This is a genomic window from Terrisporobacter othiniensis (genome assembly GCF_000808015.1).
GTDB classification, from domain to species: Bacteria; Bacillota; Clostridia; order Peptostreptococcales; family Peptostreptococcaceae; genus Terrisporobacter; species Terrisporobacter muris.
In genome coordinates this window covers 1-19965 of sequence record NZ_JWHR01000105.1, presented here as the reverse complement: position 1 = coordinate 19965, position 19965 = coordinate 1, and the positions used below count along the sequence as shown (strand labels likewise).

24 protein-coding genes and 1 tRNA gene are annotated in these 19965 nt (G+C 29.4%); 4 read left to right on the top strand and 21 right to left on the bottom strand.

Features of this window, described 5'->3' with window-relative positions; all coding sequences use genetic code 11:
- Positions 1-16: 16 nt before the first annotated feature.
- The 3 genes from QX51_RS20690 to QX51_RS11705 form a co-directional block, all read right to left on the bottom strand.
- Positions 17-172 (bottom strand): hypothetical protein, encoded by a 156-nt coding sequence (locus QX51_RS20690; RefSeq protein WP_161791923.1) that lies wholly within the window; start codon positions 170-172, stop codon positions 17-19.
- A 1-nt stretch (position 173) separates the two neighbouring features.
- Positions 174-836: a response regulator transcription factor gene (locus QX51_RS11710; RefSeq protein ID WP_039680097.1), complete on the bottom strand. Its 663-nt coding sequence runs from the start codon at positions 834-836 to the stop codon at positions 174-176.
- A 174-nt stretch (positions 837-1010) separates the two neighbouring features.
- Positions 1011-1640, bottom strand: coding sequence for a DedA family protein (locus tag QX51_RS11705; RefSeq protein WP_052233026.1), 630 nt, complete (start codon positions 1638-1640; stop codon positions 1011-1013).
- Between the two features lie 288 nt (positions 1641-1928).
- Here QX51_RS11705 and QX51_RS11700 point away from each other — a divergent pair, with 288 nt between their 5' ends.
- On the top strand, positions 1929-2285 hold the full coding sequence (locus tag QX51_RS11700) for a DUF1622 domain-containing protein (RefSeq protein WP_039680096.1): 357 nt from the start codon (positions 1929-1931) through the stop codon (positions 2283-2285).
- A 91-nt stretch (positions 2286-2376) separates the two neighbouring features.
- Here the strand turns inward: QX51_RS11700 and QX51_RS20685 are convergent, their stop codons facing one another.
- Both QX51_RS20685 and QX51_RS11695 read right to left on the bottom strand, forming a co-directional pair.
- Positions 2377-2544, bottom strand: a complete 168-nt coding sequence (locus QX51_RS20685) for a hypothetical protein (protein ID WP_161791922.1) — start codon at positions 2542-2544, stop codon at positions 2377-2379.
- A gap of 96 nt (positions 2545-2640) precedes the next feature.
- Positions 2641-2716 (bottom strand) — tRNA-Met (locus QX51_RS11695).
- A gap of 190 nt (positions 2717-2906) precedes the next feature.
- On the opposite strand from QX51_RS11695, the gene QX51_RS11690 reads away from it, so the two are divergent.
- Positions 2907-4283 carry a peptide MFS transporter gene (locus QX51_RS11690; RefSeq protein WP_039680095.1) on the top strand — a complete coding sequence of 459 codons (1377 nt, stop codon included), beginning with the start codon at positions 2907-2909 and terminating at the stop codon, positions 4281-4283.
- A gap of 132 nt (positions 4284-4415) precedes the next feature.
- Here the strand turns inward: QX51_RS11690 and QX51_RS11685 are convergent, their stop codons facing one another.
- The 9 genes from QX51_RS11685 to QX51_RS11650 all read right to left on the bottom strand — a co-directional run bounded on the left by QX51_RS11685 (position 4416) and on the right by QX51_RS11650 (position 11340).
- The gene (locus tag QX51_RS11685) at positions 4416-5384 is read right to left on the bottom strand and encodes an alpha/beta hydrolase fold domain-containing protein (protein ID WP_039680094.1); all 969 of its coding nucleotides are present in this window, start codon (positions 5382-5384) and stop codon (positions 4416-4418) included.
- Positions 5385-5536: 152 nt separating this feature from the next.
- On the bottom strand, positions 5537-6643 hold the full coding sequence (locus QX51_RS11680) for a M20/M25/M40 family metallo-hydrolase (protein ID WP_039680093.1): 1107 nt from the start codon (positions 6641-6643) through the stop codon (positions 5537-5539).
- A 162-nt stretch (positions 6644-6805) separates the two neighbouring features.
- Positions 6806-7078, bottom strand: a complete 273-nt coding sequence (locus tag QX51_RS19565) for a metalloprotease family protein (protein WP_408645570.1) — start codon at positions 7076-7078, stop codon at positions 6806-6808.
- A complete protein-coding gene (locus QX51_RS21810) occupies positions 7012-7164 on the bottom strand; it encodes a metalloprotease family protein (protein ID WP_408645569.1) in 153 nt (50 codons plus the stop codon). The genes QX51_RS19565 and QX51_RS21810 overlap by 67 nt, the downstream gene beginning before the upstream one ends.
- 82 nt (positions 7165-7246) lie before the next feature.
- Positions 7247-8089, bottom strand: coding sequence for a 4-hydroxy-3-methylbut-2-enyl diphosphate reductase (locus QX51_RS11670; RefSeq protein WP_039680092.1), 843 nt, complete (start codon positions 8087-8089; stop codon positions 7247-7249).
- Between the two features lie 9 nt (positions 8090-8098).
- Positions 8099-8689 (bottom strand): lysophospholipid acyltransferase family protein, encoded by a 591-nt coding sequence (locus QX51_RS11665; RefSeq protein WP_052233023.1) that lies wholly within the window; start codon positions 8687-8689, stop codon positions 8099-8101.
- A 13-nt stretch (positions 8690-8702) separates the two neighbouring features.
- The gene (cmk, locus tag QX51_RS11660; RefSeq protein ID WP_039680091.1) at positions 8703-9350 is read right to left on the bottom strand and encodes a (d)CMP kinase; all 648 of its coding nucleotides are present in this window, start codon (positions 9348-9350) and stop codon (positions 8703-8705) included.
- A gap of 118 nt (positions 9351-9468) precedes the next feature.
- A complete protein-coding gene (locus QX51_RS11655) occupies positions 9469-10689 on the bottom strand; it encodes a BaiN/RdsA family NAD(P)/FAD-dependent oxidoreductase (protein ID WP_039680090.1) in 1221 nt (406 codons plus the stop codon).
- A 9-nt stretch (positions 10690-10698) separates the two neighbouring features.
- Positions 10699-11340, bottom strand: coding sequence for a histidine phosphatase family protein (locus tag QX51_RS11650; RefSeq protein WP_039680089.1), 642 nt, complete (start codon positions 11338-11340; stop codon positions 10699-10701).
- A gap of 390 nt (positions 11341-11730) precedes the next feature.
- Between QX51_RS11650 and QX51_RS21595 the strand changes: the two genes are divergently transcribed.
- Positions 11731-12141: a UvrD-helicase domain-containing protein gene (locus QX51_RS21595; protein WP_330376076.1), complete on the top strand. Its 411-nt coding sequence runs from the start codon at positions 11731-11733 to the stop codon at positions 12139-12141.
- 22 nt (positions 12142-12163) lie between these two features.
- Complete coding sequence (locus tag QX51_RS21590) at positions 12164-12409, top strand: ATP-binding domain-containing protein (protein ID WP_334291549.1); 246 nt, start codon at positions 12164-12166, stop codon at positions 12407-12409.
- A 90-nt stretch (positions 12410-12499) separates the two neighbouring features.
- On the opposite strand, the gene clpB is transcribed toward QX51_RS21590, so the two are convergent.
- The 7 genes from clpB to QX51_RS11605 all read right to left on the bottom strand — a co-directional run bounded on the left by clpB (position 12500) and on the right by QX51_RS11605 (position 19876).
- A complete protein-coding gene (clpB, locus tag QX51_RS11635; RefSeq protein WP_039680086.1) occupies positions 12500-15094 on the bottom strand; it encodes an ATP-dependent chaperone ClpB in 2595 nt (864 codons plus the stop codon).
- 102 nt (positions 15095-15196) lie between these two features.
- A complete protein-coding gene (locus QX51_RS11630; protein ID WP_039680085.1) occupies positions 15197-15379 on the bottom strand; it encodes a hypothetical protein in 183 nt (60 codons plus the stop codon).
- 104 nt (positions 15380-15483) lie between these two features.
- A complete protein-coding gene (locus QX51_RS11625; RefSeq protein ID WP_039680084.1) occupies positions 15484-15678 on the bottom strand; it encodes a hypothetical protein in 195 nt (64 codons plus the stop codon).
- Positions 15679-15868: 190 nt separating this feature from the next.
- The gene (locus QX51_RS11620; protein WP_039680083.1) at positions 15869-16789 is read right to left on the bottom strand and encodes a SufB/SufD family protein; all 921 of its coding nucleotides are present in this window, start codon (positions 16787-16789) and stop codon (positions 15869-15871) included.
- A complete protein-coding gene (locus tag QX51_RS11615; RefSeq protein WP_039680082.1) occupies positions 16770-17528 on the bottom strand; it encodes an ABC transporter ATP-binding protein in 759 nt (252 codons plus the stop codon). The genes QX51_RS11620 and QX51_RS11615 overlap by 20 nt, the downstream gene beginning before the upstream one ends.
- 88 nt (positions 17529-17616) lie before the next feature.
- Complete coding sequence (locus QX51_RS11610; RefSeq protein ID WP_039680081.1) at positions 17617-18639, bottom strand: threonine aldolase family protein; 1023 nt, start codon at positions 18637-18639, stop codon at positions 17617-17619.
- A gap of 187 nt (positions 18640-18826) precedes the next feature.
- A complete protein-coding gene (locus tag QX51_RS11605; RefSeq protein WP_039680080.1) occupies positions 18827-19876 on the bottom strand; it encodes a BMP family lipoprotein in 1050 nt (349 codons plus the stop codon).
- Between the last annotated feature and the right edge of the window lie 89 nt (positions 19877-19965).

The following is a 19965-nucleotide window of genomic DNA, read 5'->3' as shown; positions in this document are numbered from 1 at the left end:
GTATTGATATTTCATCCTATTTTGATTCTATATCATCTTTTTCATATTTTAGAGTCCAAACTCTAACTACAACAAGTTGAGCTGTTATTGTAAAAATAATCACACTTATTATTGCTAAAAAAGTAAGAATAGACATTTGCCAAAATGAGGATAGCTGTTTGAATTTTTTCATATTATCTTATAACATATCCAACACCACGGATAGTTTGGATATAACCATCATTTTTTAGTTTACTTCTTAAATGTCTTATGTACACATCTACCACATTTGTTTCAGCTTCATAGTCATATCCCCATATGTTTTCTAACAAATTATCTCTGCTTAAAACTTTATTTTTATTTATCATCAATTGAACTAATAATTCATACTCTTTTGTTGTTAAACTGACTTCTTCATTACCTTGTTTTACAATTCTACCTTCCAAATCTATGTAAATATCTTTAAACTCCAAATTATTGCTGACTTTTTTAATTTCATTAACCCTTCTTAATAAAGCTTCTATTCTTGCCAGTAATTCTTCTATGGCAAATGGCTTTGAAATATAATCATCAGCTCCCGTTTGAAGTCCAGATACTTTATCCATGACACTATCTCTTGCTGTTAGCATTATTATTGGTGTATTTTTTACTTTTCTTAATCTCCTGCATACCTCCATACCATTTAATTTTGGCAACATTAAATCGAGCAATATTAAGTCATAATCTTCCTGTAGTGCTTTTTCCAAACCTTGCACCCCATCTTCACAGACTTCTACACTGTATCCTTCGTAGTTTAGCTCCATTTTTACAAAAGAAGCAATATTATCTTCATCTTCAATTAACAGTATTTTATACACAAAACCACTCCTTACTAGTTTCTATTTCTAATTTATATAATGATCTTAATAAGATTTATTTTTGTTTTTATTTGTAAATGTATTTTACTTTTATAACTCATATCATATCTAAAAATACTATACCAATAATCATTACTCTTGTAAAATATCTTATCTATATTAATTGATCTTACTTTATTTATTTATTGTTTTTTTATCTTCTTCATTTATTACTTTTTTACTTTTCATTTTTATAATATAAAAAATTGCTACTACTGCTAATACTATGCCCACTACTACTGAATAATTTTTAATTATATAAGCAATTTGAGATAGATTGTCTCCCAATATATAACCTAAAAATATTAATACTGCATTCCATAAACTTATACCTATAGTTGAATATAGTATAAAGATATTTATGTTCATTTTATTTATACCTGCAGGAATTGATATTACAGTTCTTGCAACTGGTACTACCCTTGCCAACATAACAGATACTTTTCCGTATTTATTCATCCACCATACGGAAGAATCTAGGGATGGTTTTATCTTAGGATATTTTTTCACCATATGTTTAAGCAATGGTTTTCCAAAGTATAGCCCTAATAAATAATTTGTAATACTACCCACTATTCCTCCAAGTATTGAAACTATAAGAGCTAATGTAAAGTTAATATTTCCACCTGCTACCATAATTCCTATAAATGGAAGTACCACTTCACTAGGTAATGGAAAGTTTGCATACTCAAGTAAAACAACTAAAAATATACTTATTAGTCCATACTGTTCGATTAAATTTTTTACTATAATATTAAAATCCATTTTTACCCTCCTACTTATTATAATTAGAACTTATCCCCTTATGATTAATATAAATATTTTAAATTAAAGTAATATGGAAGAAAGATTAAAATTTGATTAAAATTGCATTTTAAACTTTTTCTATAAAAAATATTTTACACGGTCTTATATAAGATATACACCTTCTAACACAAAGTAAGACATAGTCGTAGCTTTATATTTGAGTATGTATCTCTTCTATGAGTTGAATATTATTATTTTATAAAGTTCATACTATCAATAATTAATAGTTTATAAGGATTGATTAATTTGGAATTAAAAAATATTTTACAAATACTTGTTACTATTCTAGATTGGTTATCTGTCCTAGTAATAATTTATGGTGTGATAATGCAATTTATAGGTTTTATAATATCTGAATTAACTGCTAAAGATAGAAGTGTAGCTGTTGAAAAAGTTACTATGTTAAAAAACTTTTTAGGCACATATATTTTATTTGCTCTTGAGATATTAATAGGTGCAGATATTATTGAATCTATACTAGACCCAAGTATTGATCATATACTTAGTTTGGCTGCTTTAGTTATAATCAGAACTATAATATCCTATTTCTTAAATAAAGAAATTAAATCTGAAGATAAGAATAGTAATCCTCCTGATAATTAAAATTATAGATTACTAATTTTCATCTGGATATGAAGCTTTAATTCACTTATTAAAAAGAGGATAGTCTTTTGACTATCCTCTTTTATATTTATTATTTTTTCATACTAGATACATCTGTAACTTCAAACTTAAATTCTTTAAATAACTCAGTTATTGCTCTTCTTTCATTAGACATAGCTCTGCTTTTGGCATCTTCTACTCTCTTTTTTTCTTCAGATTCTGAGCAATTATTTATACTCTCTCTGCTTTGTCCATTCATTTTAATTTCCTCATTTTATTATTTTAAAATATCTTTGTTATATTCAAAAAACTCTTATATCAAGTGATATAAGAGTTTTATATTCATAATATTAATTGGTTGCGGAGACAGGACTCGAACCTATGACCTTTGGGTTATGAGCCCAACGAGCTGCCAACTGCTCCACTCCGCGATATTGTTTACCTTGTATATTAACTATAACATATAAAATATAATATAACAACCCTTATAAAAAAGAAATACCCTCTATTTGACAAGCCGTATAAATCATAGTGCTTACTATTTATTGGAAAATAGTTAATTATCTTGTATAATATAATCATATTTAACAATTATTATATAAATATAGAAAAGAGGAAGATATGGAATTATCAAGGAAATCAAAGAGTAAATATCCCATAGGTTTTTATGTATGTACTTCAGCATATGCATTAGAACGTATGGCGTTTTATTCAGCAAAATGGGTGATTGGAATATTTATTGCTGCTGAAGTAATGAGAGGAGGACTAGGACTTACTCCTGCTGATGGTGCAAAGATGACTGCAAATCTAGTTGCATTTACTTATCTAACGCCTATTTTAGGTGGATTTATTGCAGATAGATGGCTAAGCCCTAGATTATGTGTTATTTTAGGAGCTTTAATTATGGCAGCAGGATATGTGTTTGGATATCAAGCTTCTGTAACATCATCGCCACAGTTTTTATGGGCAATGATTATCCTAGTATCTATTGGTACTGGGTTGTACAAAGGAAATATAGCTGGAATAAGTGGTAGGTTATTTAATGATAAGGATCAGCTTGACTCTGCTTTTAGTATTCAATACTCTATAGCTAATATTGGTTCTTTCCTTGGAACACTTACAGTTTCTTTTATAGCTTATAAGATAGGTTTTGGTGAAACATTTTTAGTATGTGCTGGATTTTTAGTAGTTTCTACTATTTGGTTTTATTTAGGAGGTAGAGCTACATTTGGAGATATAGGAAAAAAACCTTTTGAAGCCAATGAAAGTAAAGCTTATACTAAAAAAGTCTCAAAAGATTATAGAACACCTCTTACAGTGGATGATAAGAAAAAAATTGGAGCTATAATTCTTTTTAGTATATTTTCCATTGTTTTTTGGATCGTTTGGTATTTAACTTATATGCCAGTTTTATATCATTGGGGACCTGACTTTGACTATGCTAACAAAGCAAATTGGATGATTGGAAACTTTAGAGTTCCTTCTGCTTGGTTTGATTCTTTAAACTCACTTTGTTGTATTATACTAGGACCAGTACTTGCGGCTTTATGGGCTAAAAACGCTAAATCACCAAAAGGTGATATGAGTATATTTAAAAAGACTTCTATTGGTATGATGTTACTTGGACTTGCATTTATACTTATGTGTATGGCTGAGATAGTAAGAGGCGATGGACAAGCAAACTTGATGTGGATAGTAGTAGTTGGGATATTGATATCTGTTGGCGAAATGGTATTTGCTCCACTTGGTAAATCATTTATAAGTAAGTTCTCACCTGCTAGATTACTTGGTCTTATGATGGGTGTTTGGCCAATGGCAAGATTTATAGCTGGTAAGACTTATGGATATTTATTTGAAATGCTATCAGGATATTCATTTGCACCAGCCTATGGTGTTGTTGCTGTAGTCGTACTTTTATGTGGTGTAATTATATGGCAACTAGATAAAAAAATCAATTTACTGGAGGAAAGTATTCCTTTAACTGAAGATACAGTATAAAATAATACTACTTAAAAAGAGGATCATATCCCAAAATGATATGATCCTCTTTTTATGTAAATCAAATTCAACTATTACAAACTTCATCATTATATTTACCAACATCACCATAATGTGATTCTTATATAAAATTTAATTATCTTGTTTTGCAAAATAATTTTCAGTGGCATATTTAAAAACTCTAAGCATTTCTTTTATTGCGGACTTTCCTTTCTCTGATTTAGGGCAAATTGTATCAAATCCATGATAACAACCACTGTAAACAGAAAAATGTGTTTTTACTCCAGCTTCACGAAGGTTTTTCATGTATGTTACAGTTTCATCATGAAAAGGTTCTATCTCTCCTACAAAAGAAAATGTAGGTGGAAGATTTGAATAGTCAATTTCTCTAGCAGGAGCTGCATACTTTGGCACATTGTCACTTTCAAATAAATCATCTAAGTATAATTTCCATCCCAATTCATTATTTATAGAATCCCATACAGGCGCATTATTATCTATAGCTGAGTATGTGTTCATCCTATCATCTATCATCGGGTATAATGGCATTTGGAATGCTATATTTACTTCTTTGGTGTCTCTGGCATAAAGACTTATGGCAGCAGTAAGGCCTCCTCCACAACTTCCACCTCCCACAAATAGTTGATCATCTCTAACTCCTAATGTATGTGCTTTTTCTTTCATCCAGCAAAGAATATCATAGCAGTCCATAAAAGCAGCTGGGTATGGCTTAACTAGGGAGCTAGTATAATCAGGAGCAACTATTACGCAATTTGCAACAGAAGTAAAGTTTTCAAAATAATACATATCTTGCTCTGGAACACGCATGGCATATCCGCCGCCATGTATCCATAAAAGTCCCGTTGCATTTGGTTTAAAATCAATTGGCTTATATATGCATAGCCTAATTACACCTCCATCTTTCTTAGTAACATATTGTTCTTCGCAAATCATTTTTTTACTGTCCTTACCTTTATACAGTTTTTCTAATATTTTATTATTAATTTGAAAATTTTTAGGGCTATTATATCGAACCAATTTACTCATGATTTTACCTTTGAAACGAAGTTGTTTGTCTATCATATCAGGTGTAACTCTCATTATGAAATCCTCCTTAATACAAAGTAAAAACTTCTATAAATACATTTATTATTTGCTTAGATTTAAAATAGTACTCATTTTTATACAAAAAAAGTAGTTCAAAAGAACTACTTTTTATAATTTAAAACAATATTTGCTATTTTTAAAATTTCTTATATAGACATCATATGATATACTGCTGTTGATGCATTATACATATCATCTATATTTGCATATTCATTTACAGTATGAACCTCATACATTCCTAAACTAAGTACTGCACATCTATATCCAAAGCCTGCTATAATATTAGCATCACTTCCCCCACCAGTTATTTGAGGAATTGGTTCAACTCCAGCTTTTCTTAAAGCTTCTTCACTTAATTTAAATACAAATCCTTCTTTGTCTAATTCAAAACGTGGATAAGCATTTTCATGTTTAAATTCATAAGTTGCCCCCATTTTATTAGCTGCATCTTCACAACATTTTTTCATATGTGCTACTTCTGCTTCTAATTTTTCAGTTGAGTGAGATCTTACTTCTGCAGTGAAAGTGACTTTATCAGTAACTACATTTGTAGCTCCTCCACCTTCTATTCTTCCTATATTTGTAGTTGTCACTTCATCTAATCTTCCTATACGCATATTGCTTATAGCATGAGATGCTGCAACTATTGCGTTTATTCCTTTTTCTGGCTCAACACCTGCATGAGCTTTTTTACCATGGAAAGTAACTTCTATAGTTTCTTGAGTAGGTCCTTTATAAGTAATTGATCCAGTTGCTCCACCAGCATCGAATATTATTACATCTTTACATGGTAGAATATCAGTATCTAAATTTTTAGCACCTTTTAAACCGATTTCCTCTGCCACAGTAAATAATAAATATATATCTCTGTGAGGAGCTTTATTTTCTAACACACATTCTAAAGCTTCTAATATAACGGCTATACCACCCTTATCATCTGCTCCCAGTGTTGTAGTTCCATCTGTTTTTATTATGTTTCCGTCTATTATTGGTTTTACTCCATTGCATGGCATAACTTGGTCCATATGAGCTGCAAAACATATTGGATTTTCTGAAGACTCACCTTTTATGTAAGCTACTATGTTACCACAGTTTCCTCCTATTTTATCTCCAGCACTGTCCATTTTAACTTCAATATTTCTTTCTTTTAAGTAATTTATTAACCAAGTAGCCATTTCTAATTCATTACCTGATGGGCTATCTACTTTAACCATGTTGATAAAATTATCTATTAATCTTTGTCTATTTACCATGATGTTCTCCTTTATATATTTTGTTATAATCTGAATATATAGTTTTTCTATTTTTATGTCAATATAAAGATTAAATAAAGTATATATTAGTCTATGAACTTTATGAAAATCTTCACCTAAAATTTTATTACTAGCAAATAATTTGAATTAGTTTTCAATATATCAGTATGAGTTAAAACCTGATAATACTTGCATACTGTTTTTTGGCATTTGCCTCATAGCATTCCAGACATTTAGGTAATCTTCTACTCCAAAAGTGATACATATAATAGAAAATGGTAATAAGATATTAGAAACAACAGCATTATATGGCATAAATGCCCAAATTAATAATGGTATCCATCCAAAAACTATATTAGGTAAAAGACTCAAAAAATAAATCTTCTCTTTGAAATAGGTTTGGTAGATATAACAAATGCCATCATATTTTTTAATGAAACATACAACTCTACCTCTGCATCTTTTCCAAAACAAATCCCATGAAGTATTTCATGTGGAAGAATAGTAGCAAAAGATAACAATAATGATAATATTAAATTTATAGAAAAGCTATAGATAAACAAAAATCCACTGACTAATATATCAGTGGATTTTATAAAATTATTATAATTCTTTTAAAAATTCAATTACTTCATCTATTATCCAATCAGGTGTAGAAGCTCCTGCAGTAACACCTGCAACTTTATATCCTTCTAACTTGCTTCTATCTAACTCCTCTCTAGTTTCAATAGAAAAAGTAGGAACTATCTCTTTACATATATTCACAAGTTTTTGAGTGTTAGAACTGTGTTTTCCTCCAATAACTATCATACAATCAACTTCCTTTGCTAAATCAGTTGCAGACAATTGTCGTTCCTTTGTTGCACAACAAATTGTATTTTTTACAGTTAAATCTTCAATTTTACTTTCTAACTTAGCAACTATTCTATCAAAAAATTCTAAGTTAGCAGTTGTTTGGCTAACAACACAGTATTTGTCATGACAGTTAAGTGAAATATTATCAACTTCTTCTTCACTATTAATTACAATAGCTTCGTTATCACACCATCCATTAATGCCTATTATTTCTGGATGTGCAGCATTTCCTACTATTATAATTTTATATCCGTTATTAGAAAACTCTTTAACTATATCATGAATTTTTTTTACAAATGGGCATGTAGTATCTACTATATCCATATTTTTTGATTTAGACTCAGTATATATTTTTTTTGCAACACCATGAGATCGGATTATAAGTTTACTATCATTAGGAATTTTCTCCAATGAATCCATCTCCATTAGTCCTTTTTCCTTATATCTATCTACAGCTTGTTTATTATGAATAAGAGGTCCTAAAGAATATACACTGTTATCTCCTTTATTTTCTAGTTCATCCCAAGCCATATTCATAGCTCTTTTAACACCAAAACAAAATCCTGCATTTTCTGCAATTCTTACTTCCATTTTAGCCTCCTAGTTTTTAAAGTAATTGTCTTTAATTACTTCTAGTACATCTCCAGATAATCTTTCATATTCTTGTGCACTAAGTTTTTGTTTATAATATTCTTCAAATGAAATTGGTTTATCAATGTAGACTATAACTTTATTGAATAATTTATAATTTGATATTATTGATATAGGTACTACTCTAGCCTTACCTTTAACTGCAAATAATGCTAAACCTGCTTTAGCTTCTCCAAATTCATTTCCTTTAACTCTGGTTCCTTCTGGGAAAATACCAACAGCATAGCCTTCTTTTAATTTTTTTAAAATAGTCTTTATTGTAGATATTCCTGGATTATCTCTATCTATTGGTATAACACATAATTTATTTAAGATTGTCGCCAATATTTTATTATCAAATAATTCCTTTTTACCTATTGTAGCAACTTTTCTATTCTTTACAGCGGCTGCAACAAAAATAGGGTCTAAATTAGATTTATGATTTGCTGCTAATATTATATTACCTTCATTAGGTATATTCTCTTCCCCTATTACTTCATATTTGTAAAATACTTTACTGTATAAAGTAAATATTTTTAAAACAACATTGTAAAAACTCAAATATATCTCTCCCTTATTTAATTTTTTCTAAAACTGATGCAACCACTTCATCGATACTCTTACCTGTAGTGTCTATTTCTATTGCATCACAAGCTTTAACAAGAGGAGCAAATTCTCTAGAAGAATCTATTTCATCTCTTTTAATTATATCATCTATTACGTCTTGAAGCTTAACTTCAACACCTTTTTCTATTAATTCTTTGTATCTTCTGCTTCCTCTCTCCTGTGGAGTAGCTATAAGGAAGAATTTATAATCTGCATTTGGAAAAACATAAGAACCTATATCTCTACCATCTAGTATTACTGAGTTTCTTGTTCCTATTTCTCTTTGTACGTCTACCATTAAGTATCTAACTTCTTTTATTTTAGCCACATTAGAAACATTATTAGTTACTTCTATAGTTCTTATTTCTTCATTTACTATTTGATTATCTAAGTATATGTTGTTATCTTTGAAATCTATATCTGTTTTCTTTGCTAATTCTATTACTTCAGCTTCATTTTCAATGTTTACACCATGTTGTAAGCATTTTAATGTCACTGCACGATACATAGCTCCTGTATCTATGTAGTTTATATTTAACTCTCTTGCTATTATTTTAGCTATTGTACTTTTTCCAGCACCTGCTGGTCCGTCTATTGCTATTACTAAATTGTTCATTTCATTTCTCCTATTTCAATTATTTAAGCAACGGAGTTGCCTGAAGCGTGAGCAAAGGCATCTCGTTGGCGATATGAAGTGTTTCGTCCATACATCGCTCAGGCGTAGCTAATTTTTCTTATTCTATGCTTATGCCTGCTAAGTATCCTGTTGAAAATGCTATTTGAAGGTTGTACCCTCCTGTTTCTGCATCCACATCCACTACTTCTCCTGTAAAATATAAATCTTTAATTACTTTGGATTCCATAGTTGAAGAATTAATTTCTTTAACAGATACACCACCACTTGTTACCATAGAAACTTGAATTCCTAAAGTTGAATTAGTAGTTAATTTAATATTTTTAATATAATCAATTATCTTATTTTCATTTTCTTTAGTTAATTCATTAGGCTTTGTTTCACTAAGACTTAATAAATCTAAAATCTCTTTTAAATAATTCAGTGGTAAAATTGATTTCAAATTATTAGCTATATTTTTATTAGGATTTTCTCTAATAATTTTACTTATTTCTTCTCTGCTTATATCTGGTAAAATATCTAAATTTAATTCAACTTCTTCATTATCTAATATTTTATTAATATAAGATGACATTATAAGTACTACTGGTCCTGTTATACCAAAGTGGGCAAATAGTAAATCTCCTATTTTACTTATTTTTTTCTTTTTGATTTTACATGATAATTCTACCTTCTTAAATGATATACCCTGTAATCTTCTTGTCCAATCTTCTTTTATTTTTAAAGGTGACAAAGCAGGATAAGGTCTAGCTATAGTATGTCCATGTTTTTTTAGAATTTTATGCATACTTCCATCAGATCCAGTTTTTGAGTGGCTATGACCACCAGTTGATATTATAACCTTATCTCCTAAAACTTTAGTTCCGTTTTCTAAAACTACACCTTCTATTTTGTTGTTTTCATTTATGATTAAATCCACAACTTTACTATTATACATTATTTTTATATTATTATTTAATAATAATTCTTTAAATGTGTGAATAAGTTCAGTTGCCTTATCACTCTTTGTATAAACCTTATAATCATTATCTTCTTCTACTTTATATTCCAGATTGCTTTCAGTTAAGAAGTTTAATAAGTCTTCATTTGTAAAAGAATAAAAAGCACTGTATAAAAATTTCTTATTAGTTACAACTTTATCAAAAAACTCATCTATATATCTATTGTTTGTAACGTTACATCTTCCGCCACCGGTAAGCTTAAGTTTCTTTCCAAGCTCCTCGTTTCGCTCTACTAAAGTAACTTCATGACCATTTTTAGAAGCTGTTAGTGCTGCCATCATTCCTGATGGACCGCCACCTATTACTATTACTTTTGACATTATTTTCTCCTATTCTAATGCACTATTTTCTAGTTTATGATTACTTTTAATATGGCTAGTATCATTCATTTTTATAACAACCGGTCCATAATCTCTAAACTCAATCACGTTTAGTGCAGTATTTCCTTGGTTTATTCTGTAGATGTTTTCCATACCTGAATTTAAAACAGAAAGAAGTATAACTCTTGCTGTTACAGAGTGAGTTACAAGTACAATGTGTTTTCCATCATGTTTTTCATTTAATTCCTGTAAAAACTTATCTGTTCTCTCTTTTATAATCTGAAGTGTTTCTCCTCCAGGTATTTCTGCTAAATGAGGCTTATTTCTCCAAGTATGATATATATCTTTATAATCTTCTTGAATTTCTTTTATTAAAAGACCTTCCCACGCTCCAAAGCCCATTTCTCTAAGAGCTGAAGTTTTTATTACATCTAAATCAAATTTATCACTTATGATTTCAGCAGTTTCTACTGCTCTACCAAGATCACTTGAATATATGTAGTCGATAGGATATTTAACCATGCTATCAGCTAGTTCTTTTGCTTGATTAATACCTTTTTCTGTTAAATTTGAATTACCATGACCTTGAGTTTTTCCTTTTATATTCCATTCTGTTTGGCCATGTCTAACTAAATATATAGTATTTGTCATATTGTCCTCCTATAGCTATTTTATTATTATGTATTGCCGCACCTGAGCAAATCAAGCTTTAAGCAACAGATATACTTGTAGAGTTAGCAAAAATATATCGTTGGCACAATGAGCGCAGCGAATTTTTTATTCTCTAAATTTTAATTATATCATAAATAGACAAAAAAGGTTAAAACACTTTTAGTAGTATTTTAACCTTTTTATATACAATTAAATTAGATTATTTACTTTCCCATTGTAATTATATCATAAATATAGATATTTTTTAGACTATGAATATCTTTAATATTGTATATAATTGATATAGAGTATTAAAATAAGTATAGATGATGAAATGTTGCAAGAACTGTTAAGCAAAAGTGCTGATGATAAAATTCTCTTTAATCACAAATTAAATATGTAATTATAGATGAAGCACAGGACTATACTCCACTACAATATGAAATATTTTATGAACTTTTTAAGTCTGCCAAAATGACTATACTTGGAGATATAAATCAATCAATTAATCCATTTATGAATGTGGGAGACTACAATAATATTTACAATATATCAAAAAATGACACTTGCATAATAAACTTAACAAAAACTTATCGTTCAACAACTGAGATAACTAAATTTGCAAGAAAACTTCTTCCAGAAAATATAAGTGATGAATATGTTGAAAGACATGGTGATGAGCCTAGTCTTATTAATTTTAATCATAAAGATGATATGAATAAAAAACTTGTTGAAGAAATAAAAAATTACCAAGAAAAGAATTATAAATCTATTGGTATTATTACAAAAACAGGCTTGTGAAACTAGATATTTATATAATTTGTTGCAATCAAATAATATGGAAGTATCATCTATCACAAAAGATGATGATTCCTTTACAGATGGTATAGTAGTAATACATTCATATTTAGCTAAAGGTCTTGAATTTGATGTGGTATTTATCTATGATGCTAGTAATAAAAATTGTAACAGTGAGGATGAAAGGTTACTTCTGTACACTTGTTTCACAAGGGCTCTTCATGTTTTAAATATATATTATGTAGGAGAAGTCACTTCTTTATTAAAATAGTAGATAATATGAAAAAGCCCAGCAGTTTAAACTTCCGGACTTTTTCACAAATTAAGGGTAGAAATAACATTTATTCTACCCTTTTTAAATCTATTTAACTTTTATAGATATATTATCATCTTCACCATCAACTATAATAGTACATCCACTATAAATATCACCAGCAATAAGTTTTCTAGCAATCATAGTTTCTAGAGTATTACCAATATATCTCTTAAGTGGTCTTGCACCATATACTGGATCATAGCCTTCTCTAACCATGATTTCCTTAGCAGAATCTGTAATTTCTATATCAATATCTTTTTCTTTAAGTCTATTTGCCAAAGATTTAATAAATATATCAATAATCTTTTTAATTTCTTCTTTATCAAGAGCTTTGAACATTATAATATCGTCTACTCTGTTTAAAAATTCTGGTTTGAATCTTCTCTTCATTTCACCCATTACTAAATCTTTAGTTTCTTCTGTAATATGACCTTCATCTGCAAGTAAGTAGCTACTTCCTATATTAGATGTCATTATTATAATTGTATTTTTAAAGTCAACGGTTTTACCTTTGTTGTCAGTAAGTCTACCGTCATCTAGTATTTGAAGGAACATGTTAAATACATCTTCATGAGCTTTTTCTATTTCATCAAATAATATTACTGAATATGGAGCACGTCTTACAGCTTCTGTTAATTGACCACCTTCTTCATATCCCACATATCCTGGAGGAGGTCCTACAAGTCTAGATACTGAGTGTTTTTCCATATATTCAGACATATCTATTCTTATTATGTTTTCTTCACTATCAAATAAATCTTTTGCAAGAGTTTTGGCAAGTTCAGTTTTACCAACACCAGTAGGTCCAAGGAATATAAATGAACCAATTGGTTTATTTTCGTCTTTTAGTCCTGCTCTAGCACGAATTACTGCATTGGCTACGGCAGTTACAGCTTCATCTTGACCAATTACTCTTTCATGAAGCTCATCTTCTAGTTTAAGAAGCTTTTCTCTTTCTCCTTCAACTAGTTTTGTAACAGGTATGCCTGTCCACTTAGATACTATTTCAGAAATTTCATTTTCTGTTACTTCTTCTTTAAGTAGAGCATTATCATATCCTGATTTCATTTTTTCTTCTACTTCTGCTATTTGTTGTTCTAACTGTGGTATAATACCGTATTTTATTTCAGCAACTTTGTTAAAGTCGTATTCCCTTTCGTATTTTTCCACATCACCTTTAGCTTCATCTAATTTTGATTTTAAATTTTTAATTTCTGTTATAGAGCCTTTTTCCTTTTCATACTTAGCTGTCATTTCATCATCTTTTGATTTAAGTTCAGCAATTTCTCTTTGAAGCTCTTCAAGTCTTAGCTTACTTTTTTCATCATTTTCTTTTAATAAAGCTTCTCTTTCAGTTTCCAAAGTAAATAATCTTCTTCTTACCATATCTAATTCCGTAGGAAGAGAATCTATTTCACTTCTTATCATGGCGCCAGCTTCGTCTATTAAATCTATGGCTTTATCTGGTAAAAATCTATCTTGTATATATCTGTTAGAAAGTTTTGCAGCAGCAACTATGGCGCTGTCATGTATTCTTATACCATGGTGAATTTCAAATCTTTCTTTTAAACCTCTAAGAATTGAGATAGTATCTTCAACCGTAGGTTCATCAGCTATTACTGGTTGGAAACGTCTCTCTAGTGCCTTGTCTTTTTCGATATATTTTCTATATTCATCAAAAGTAGTTGCACCTATACAGTTAAGTTCTCCACGAGCAAGCATAGGTTTAATTAAGTTACCTGCATCCATAGACCCTTCTGTTTTACCAGCACCAACTATTGTGTGTATTTCATCTATAAATAAAATTATTTTTCCTTCTGCACTTTGTACTTCTTTGAGTACTGCTTTTAGTCTTTCTTCAAACTCACCTCTGTACTTAGCACCAGCAATTAGTGCACCCATATCTAGTGAGAATATAATCTTGTCTTTTAACCCTTCTGGAACATCTCCTCTGACTATTCTTTCTGCTAAACCTTCTACTATGGCAGTTTTACCTACCCCTGGCTCACCTATAAGTACTGGGTTATTCTTAGTACGACGTGATAATATTCTTATGACTCTTCTTATTTCTTCATCTCTACCTATAACTGGGTCCAGTTTATGTTTTTTTGCCAATTCCACTAGGTTTGTACCAAATTTAGCTAGTGCATCATAAGTTCCTTCAGGATCTTGACTTTCTACTCTTTGGCTACCTCTTACTCCAGATAAAACTTGTAAAAAATCATTTTTATTTATATTGTACATATCTAATAATCTTTTTACATTAGAGATAGAAGTCATTTCCATTATGGCAAGCATAACATGTTCCACACTTATGTAAGAGTCCTTAAAGTCTTTTGAAATATCTTCGGCTTTTATTAAAACCTCTTCAATATTTCTAGATGCAGTTACACCTTGAGAATTAATTCCTTCTCCATAAATTTGAGGAAGCTTATCTAATTCTTCGTTAATACTACTTTTAAGGGCAGTAACAGATATATTCATTTTTTCTAGAATATTAGGAATTAAGCCGTCTTCTTGATTTACCAAAGCTGAGAATAAGTGAATAACATCAACCATTTGGTTATGATGCTTAACAGCTTCGTTGTAAGCTTCGTTTAAACTTTTTTGTACTCTAACAGTCATTTTTTCAATATCCATAATAAAACCTCCCAAAATGTTGAATATATAATGTTTGATACTACATATTATTTACTAAATATATCATACTATGCTTTTACATGATTTTCTAGTAAATTACATTTATGCATATCTACTTATTTGAGACAATAATTTATCATTTCCTATTTCTTTTTTTAGTGATACATTTTCTTTTTTTATAGCTTTGTATTCTGTAATTAAATCTAGAAATTCTTTTTTTAGTTCCTCATCTTCAATTTTGTTTAATTTTTCTACTATGATCTCAAGGTTATTTAATTGTGACATATTATATCCCCTTCCCTTCAACTTGCTCTTTATTTAATTATAGTACAAAATTAATAAAACAGCTCAAAAAGAAAGAAGCTTTAGCTCCTTTCTTTAAATTGTAATTATTTATCTTGTTGCTTTTTGTGAGAACTAATAGGTCTGGCTGTATTTTGAGCCACAGAACCTGTTTTAGAAGGTCTAAGTCTAGGTTCTAAATTTAGTTCTTCTCCCAGTTCTAATTTGAAGTGTGGATTTTTCTTCTCATTTCTATTGTATCTAGTTTTGTCATCTTCTCTTTTATGTTTATCTGTAGTCATTTTGTCCTCCTTGTAATCCATCATATATTAATAATTTATCCCAAATTATAATTAGTATTCTTTATTTAATAAGGCAAGTTTATTTAATTATGATTTGTGAAGTGTTATTTTTTTAATGTGCAAACGTTTGTTCTTTTTGTGAAAAAGTACATTAAAAAAGAGAAGTAAATTAATTACTTCTCTTTTTTAACTAACTTAAAAAGGCATTTACTATAACTTCTTCAGCTTCTTCTTCACTTAGGCCGAAGGTCTCAAGTTTTAGTAACTGTTCATTGTTAATTCTACCTATGGCAGCTTCATGAACAATTTGTGCATCTGTATGATTTGCTTGAATTTCTGGAATAGAGCTAACTTTTGCTTTATCCATAATGATAGAGTCACATTGAACATGAGCTTTACAATTGTCGTTTCCAATTGCTATTGGATGAAAAACTTGTACTGATTTATCTTTTGCAACAGAACGAGATATAATTTGTAAGATAGAATCTTCTCCATTAAGATTACATTTCACATTTGAATGGGCAATTTGCTCATCATGAGTCATTAACTTTTCATTTATTATAAGTTTAGAACCTTTTCCTAAAAAAGCTTCAGTTTCTCTTTTAGTAGAGTTAACTCCTTTTATTTGAGTCATATCCATTTCACAATAAGAATCTTCTTCCATATGTACTATAGTTGTCGGATTTAATATTCTTGTACTTTCGCTACTTCCTTCTCCATAATGTTTTTCTCCATATTTAACTTTAGCATTTTTGCCAATATAGAAAGTATGTATACCGTCATGTTCGCTAGTTCCACAACCATCGTTATGAATACCACATCCAGCCACAATTGTTACATCACTATTTTCACCAATATAGAAGTCATTATATACTAAATCATTAACATTATCTTCTGTTATAACTACAGGTATATATACAGTTTCATTTTTAGTGTTAGGTTTAACTGTTATGTCAATTCCTGGCTTGTCCTCCTTAGGAGTTATTATTATATTTTCACTAGATCTTCTTTCAACTCCACATCCGTTACTTCTAAGATTGAATGCTCCATCAACTTCACCAGTTATATCTGCAATAGTTTTTAATAAATTTTTAATCATTAACTCGCTCATGTGTAAGTGCTACCTCCTTCATTTGACATAGACAATTTTTCATATCACCTTGTAATAAAGGTAAAACTTTATCTTTTGTGCCTATATTTTGAATTTTTCCATCAGAAATAATTATTAATTCATCAGCTAAATCTATAATTCTTTCTTGATGAGATATTATGATAACACTTTGGCCACTACTTTTTTTGAAATTTGTAAATGTATCTACTAACATGGAGAAGCTCCATAAATCAATTCCAGCTTCTGGTTCATCGTATATTGATATTTTAGAATTTCTAGCCATTAAAGAAGCTATTTCTATTCTTTTAAGTTCTCCTCCAGATAGAGAGTTATCCACGTCTCTTCTTAAGTATTCTCTAGAACATAGGCCAACTTTTGATAAGTATTCACAACATAGCTCTTCTGATAGATTTTTTCCAGAAGCTAATTGTAATAGTTTTTCAACAGTGACACCTTTGAATCTAGGTGGTTGTTGAAATGCATATCCTATACCCATTTTTGCTCTTTCAGTAATACTCATGTTTGTTATATCAACACCATCAAATAAGATTTGACCACTTGTTGGTTGTTCAATTCCCATTATTATTTTTGCCAATGTGGATTTTCCACCACCATTGGGCCCTGTTATTACTAATATTTTTCCCAAATCAATTGTTAAGCTTATATTATCTAAAATTGTGATTTCTTCAGTGCTGTCTAAAGCTTTAACTTTGAAAGATATATTCTTTAGTTCAAGCATTTTAAACATCCTTTCCAAGATTAATTATTATATTTTTTGAGTAAGATAGTTTCCTAAAATTTTATAGCACCAACACAGTGGCTTAGGATTAAAGATTTTTTAAATCTTCTATAAACTCTAAGACTCTTTCTTTTTCTGTTGCCCATGAAGTAACAAGTCTTATAATTGTATGGTCTTCATCATATTCTTCCCATGTGTTAAATGAATACTTTTCTCTTAATTTTTTTATATGTGAGTTAGGCATTATTGGGAATATTTGATTAGTTGGTGATTTAATTAATAATTTATAATTTTCTTCAATTAAAGCATCTTGTAGTAATGTAGCCATTTCATTAGCATGTTTTGCTAAATCAAAGAATAAATTGTCTTTAAATAATTCCATAAACTGAATTCCAAGAAGTCTTCCTTTTGCAAGTAAGGCACCTTTTTGTTTTATATTATATCTAAAGTCTTTTTTTAGTGATTCATTACAAATTACAAGCGCCTCACCAAATAATGCTCCATTTTTAGTTCCACCTATATAAAATGCATCACAAAGGTTTACTAAATCAGAAAGTTTTAAATCGTTTTCACTACTTGTTATAGCTGAACCCATTCTAGCTCCATCTATAAAGAATAGCAAATCTTTTTCTTTACAATATGTATATAAATCAATCAATTCTTGTTTTTTATATATTGTACCAATTTCTGTAGAATTAGAAATATAAACAAGTCTTGGTTTAACCATATGCTCGTCACTATGTATTTTTAATATTTTTTCTACTTTATCTACAGTTAATTTCCCATCATTACTCATAGCTGTAATAACTTTGTGACCGCATGCTTCTATAGCCCCTGTTTCATGAACAGCAATATGTCCAGTGTCTGCTGCAATGGCAGCTTCATATTGTTTTAAAAAAGAAGATATACATATTAAGTTTACCTGAGTACCGCCAGGTATAAAATGAATATCTATTTTATCATTTTTAAGTACATTTTTTAGTATATCCTTTGCTTTTTCGCTATATTCATCAAGTCCGTAACCAGAACTTTGATTTAGGTTACTTTCTAAAAGTGCTTTTAATATACTCTCATGTGCACCTTCACTATAATCATTTGTAAAACTATACATAACTACCTCCAAAATAATATATTACCTACAATTAATATTATACAAAATTTATTGACGTATCTACATAATTTTTTTTAGATCTGTAGATATTTATTATTTTTAGTAGATATATTCTCCTTATCTCTTTAAATCACTGGATGGGCGATATGAAATCTTAGATAAATATATTAAAAAAGAGTAGATTTCTCTACTCTAAATTTTTAATATATTTGTTATATTCAGTTTCGTCTTTAGGAGCTACAATTTCTCCACTTTCAAGTTTCTTAATTTCTTCATTAACATAATCTAAAACATCTTGTGGTACTAATTTTGATGTTGTATCAGGAATTCCAACTGCTCCTTGTTCTAATCCATATGTTGTTGAAGTCCCACCTTCAAATTTACCTTCTATAAAACTTTTAACTGTTTCGTATACACCTATGTCTACTCTTTTTATTGCAGAAGTTAAAACATTGTCAGGTGCTAAATCACTTTGATCTCTATCTACACCAATTGCATATTTATTAGCTTCTTTTATGGCTTCTATAGCACCAGTTCCCACATCACCACCAGCAGTAAATATAATGTCAGTACCGTTTGAAATCATTTGATTTGCTATTGCTTTTCCTTTTGCTTGATCAGTAAATGAATTGGCATATTGATTTTGTAATTTACACTTAGAATTAGCTGTTTTAACACCTGCCATGTATCCATATTTAAATGTATTTATAACAGATATGTCCATACCACCAATAAATCCTACATCATTAGTTTTTGTCATTTTACCAGCTATTAGTCCAACCAGATAAGCTGATTGTTCAGCCTTAAATAGTACAGTTTCAACATTAGAAGGTATTTTATCATATGTTTCATCTACTATTACAAATTTTTGATCTGGATAATCTTTAGCAGCATTCTCAATTGTTGGAGCTAATTTTGAACCAACGCCTACTATTAAATCAACTTCTTCATCTATTAAAGTTTCCACATTAGTAGAATAGTCTGCATCTTGTTTTGATTCTAAATACTTAACTTTAACACCTAGGTCTTTTTTAGCTTTTTGTAATCCTTCCCATGCACTTTGGTTAAAAGAGTGATCATTTACTCCTGCTACGTCTGTTATCATGGCAATAGAATAATCTCCATTATTATTAGCATTATTAGTAGTATCATTATTTTTTTTATTGCTACAACCAGTAATACTAGTAGTAAGTAAGGATGCTATCATTGTCATTGTGACGAATTTTTTTAGTGTCATAAGATACCTCCGTTGTTTTTGATTATATTAATATAAGGTTTATATAAGTTATCATGATATATAAACTTTTTAAGTTTTTATTACAATTC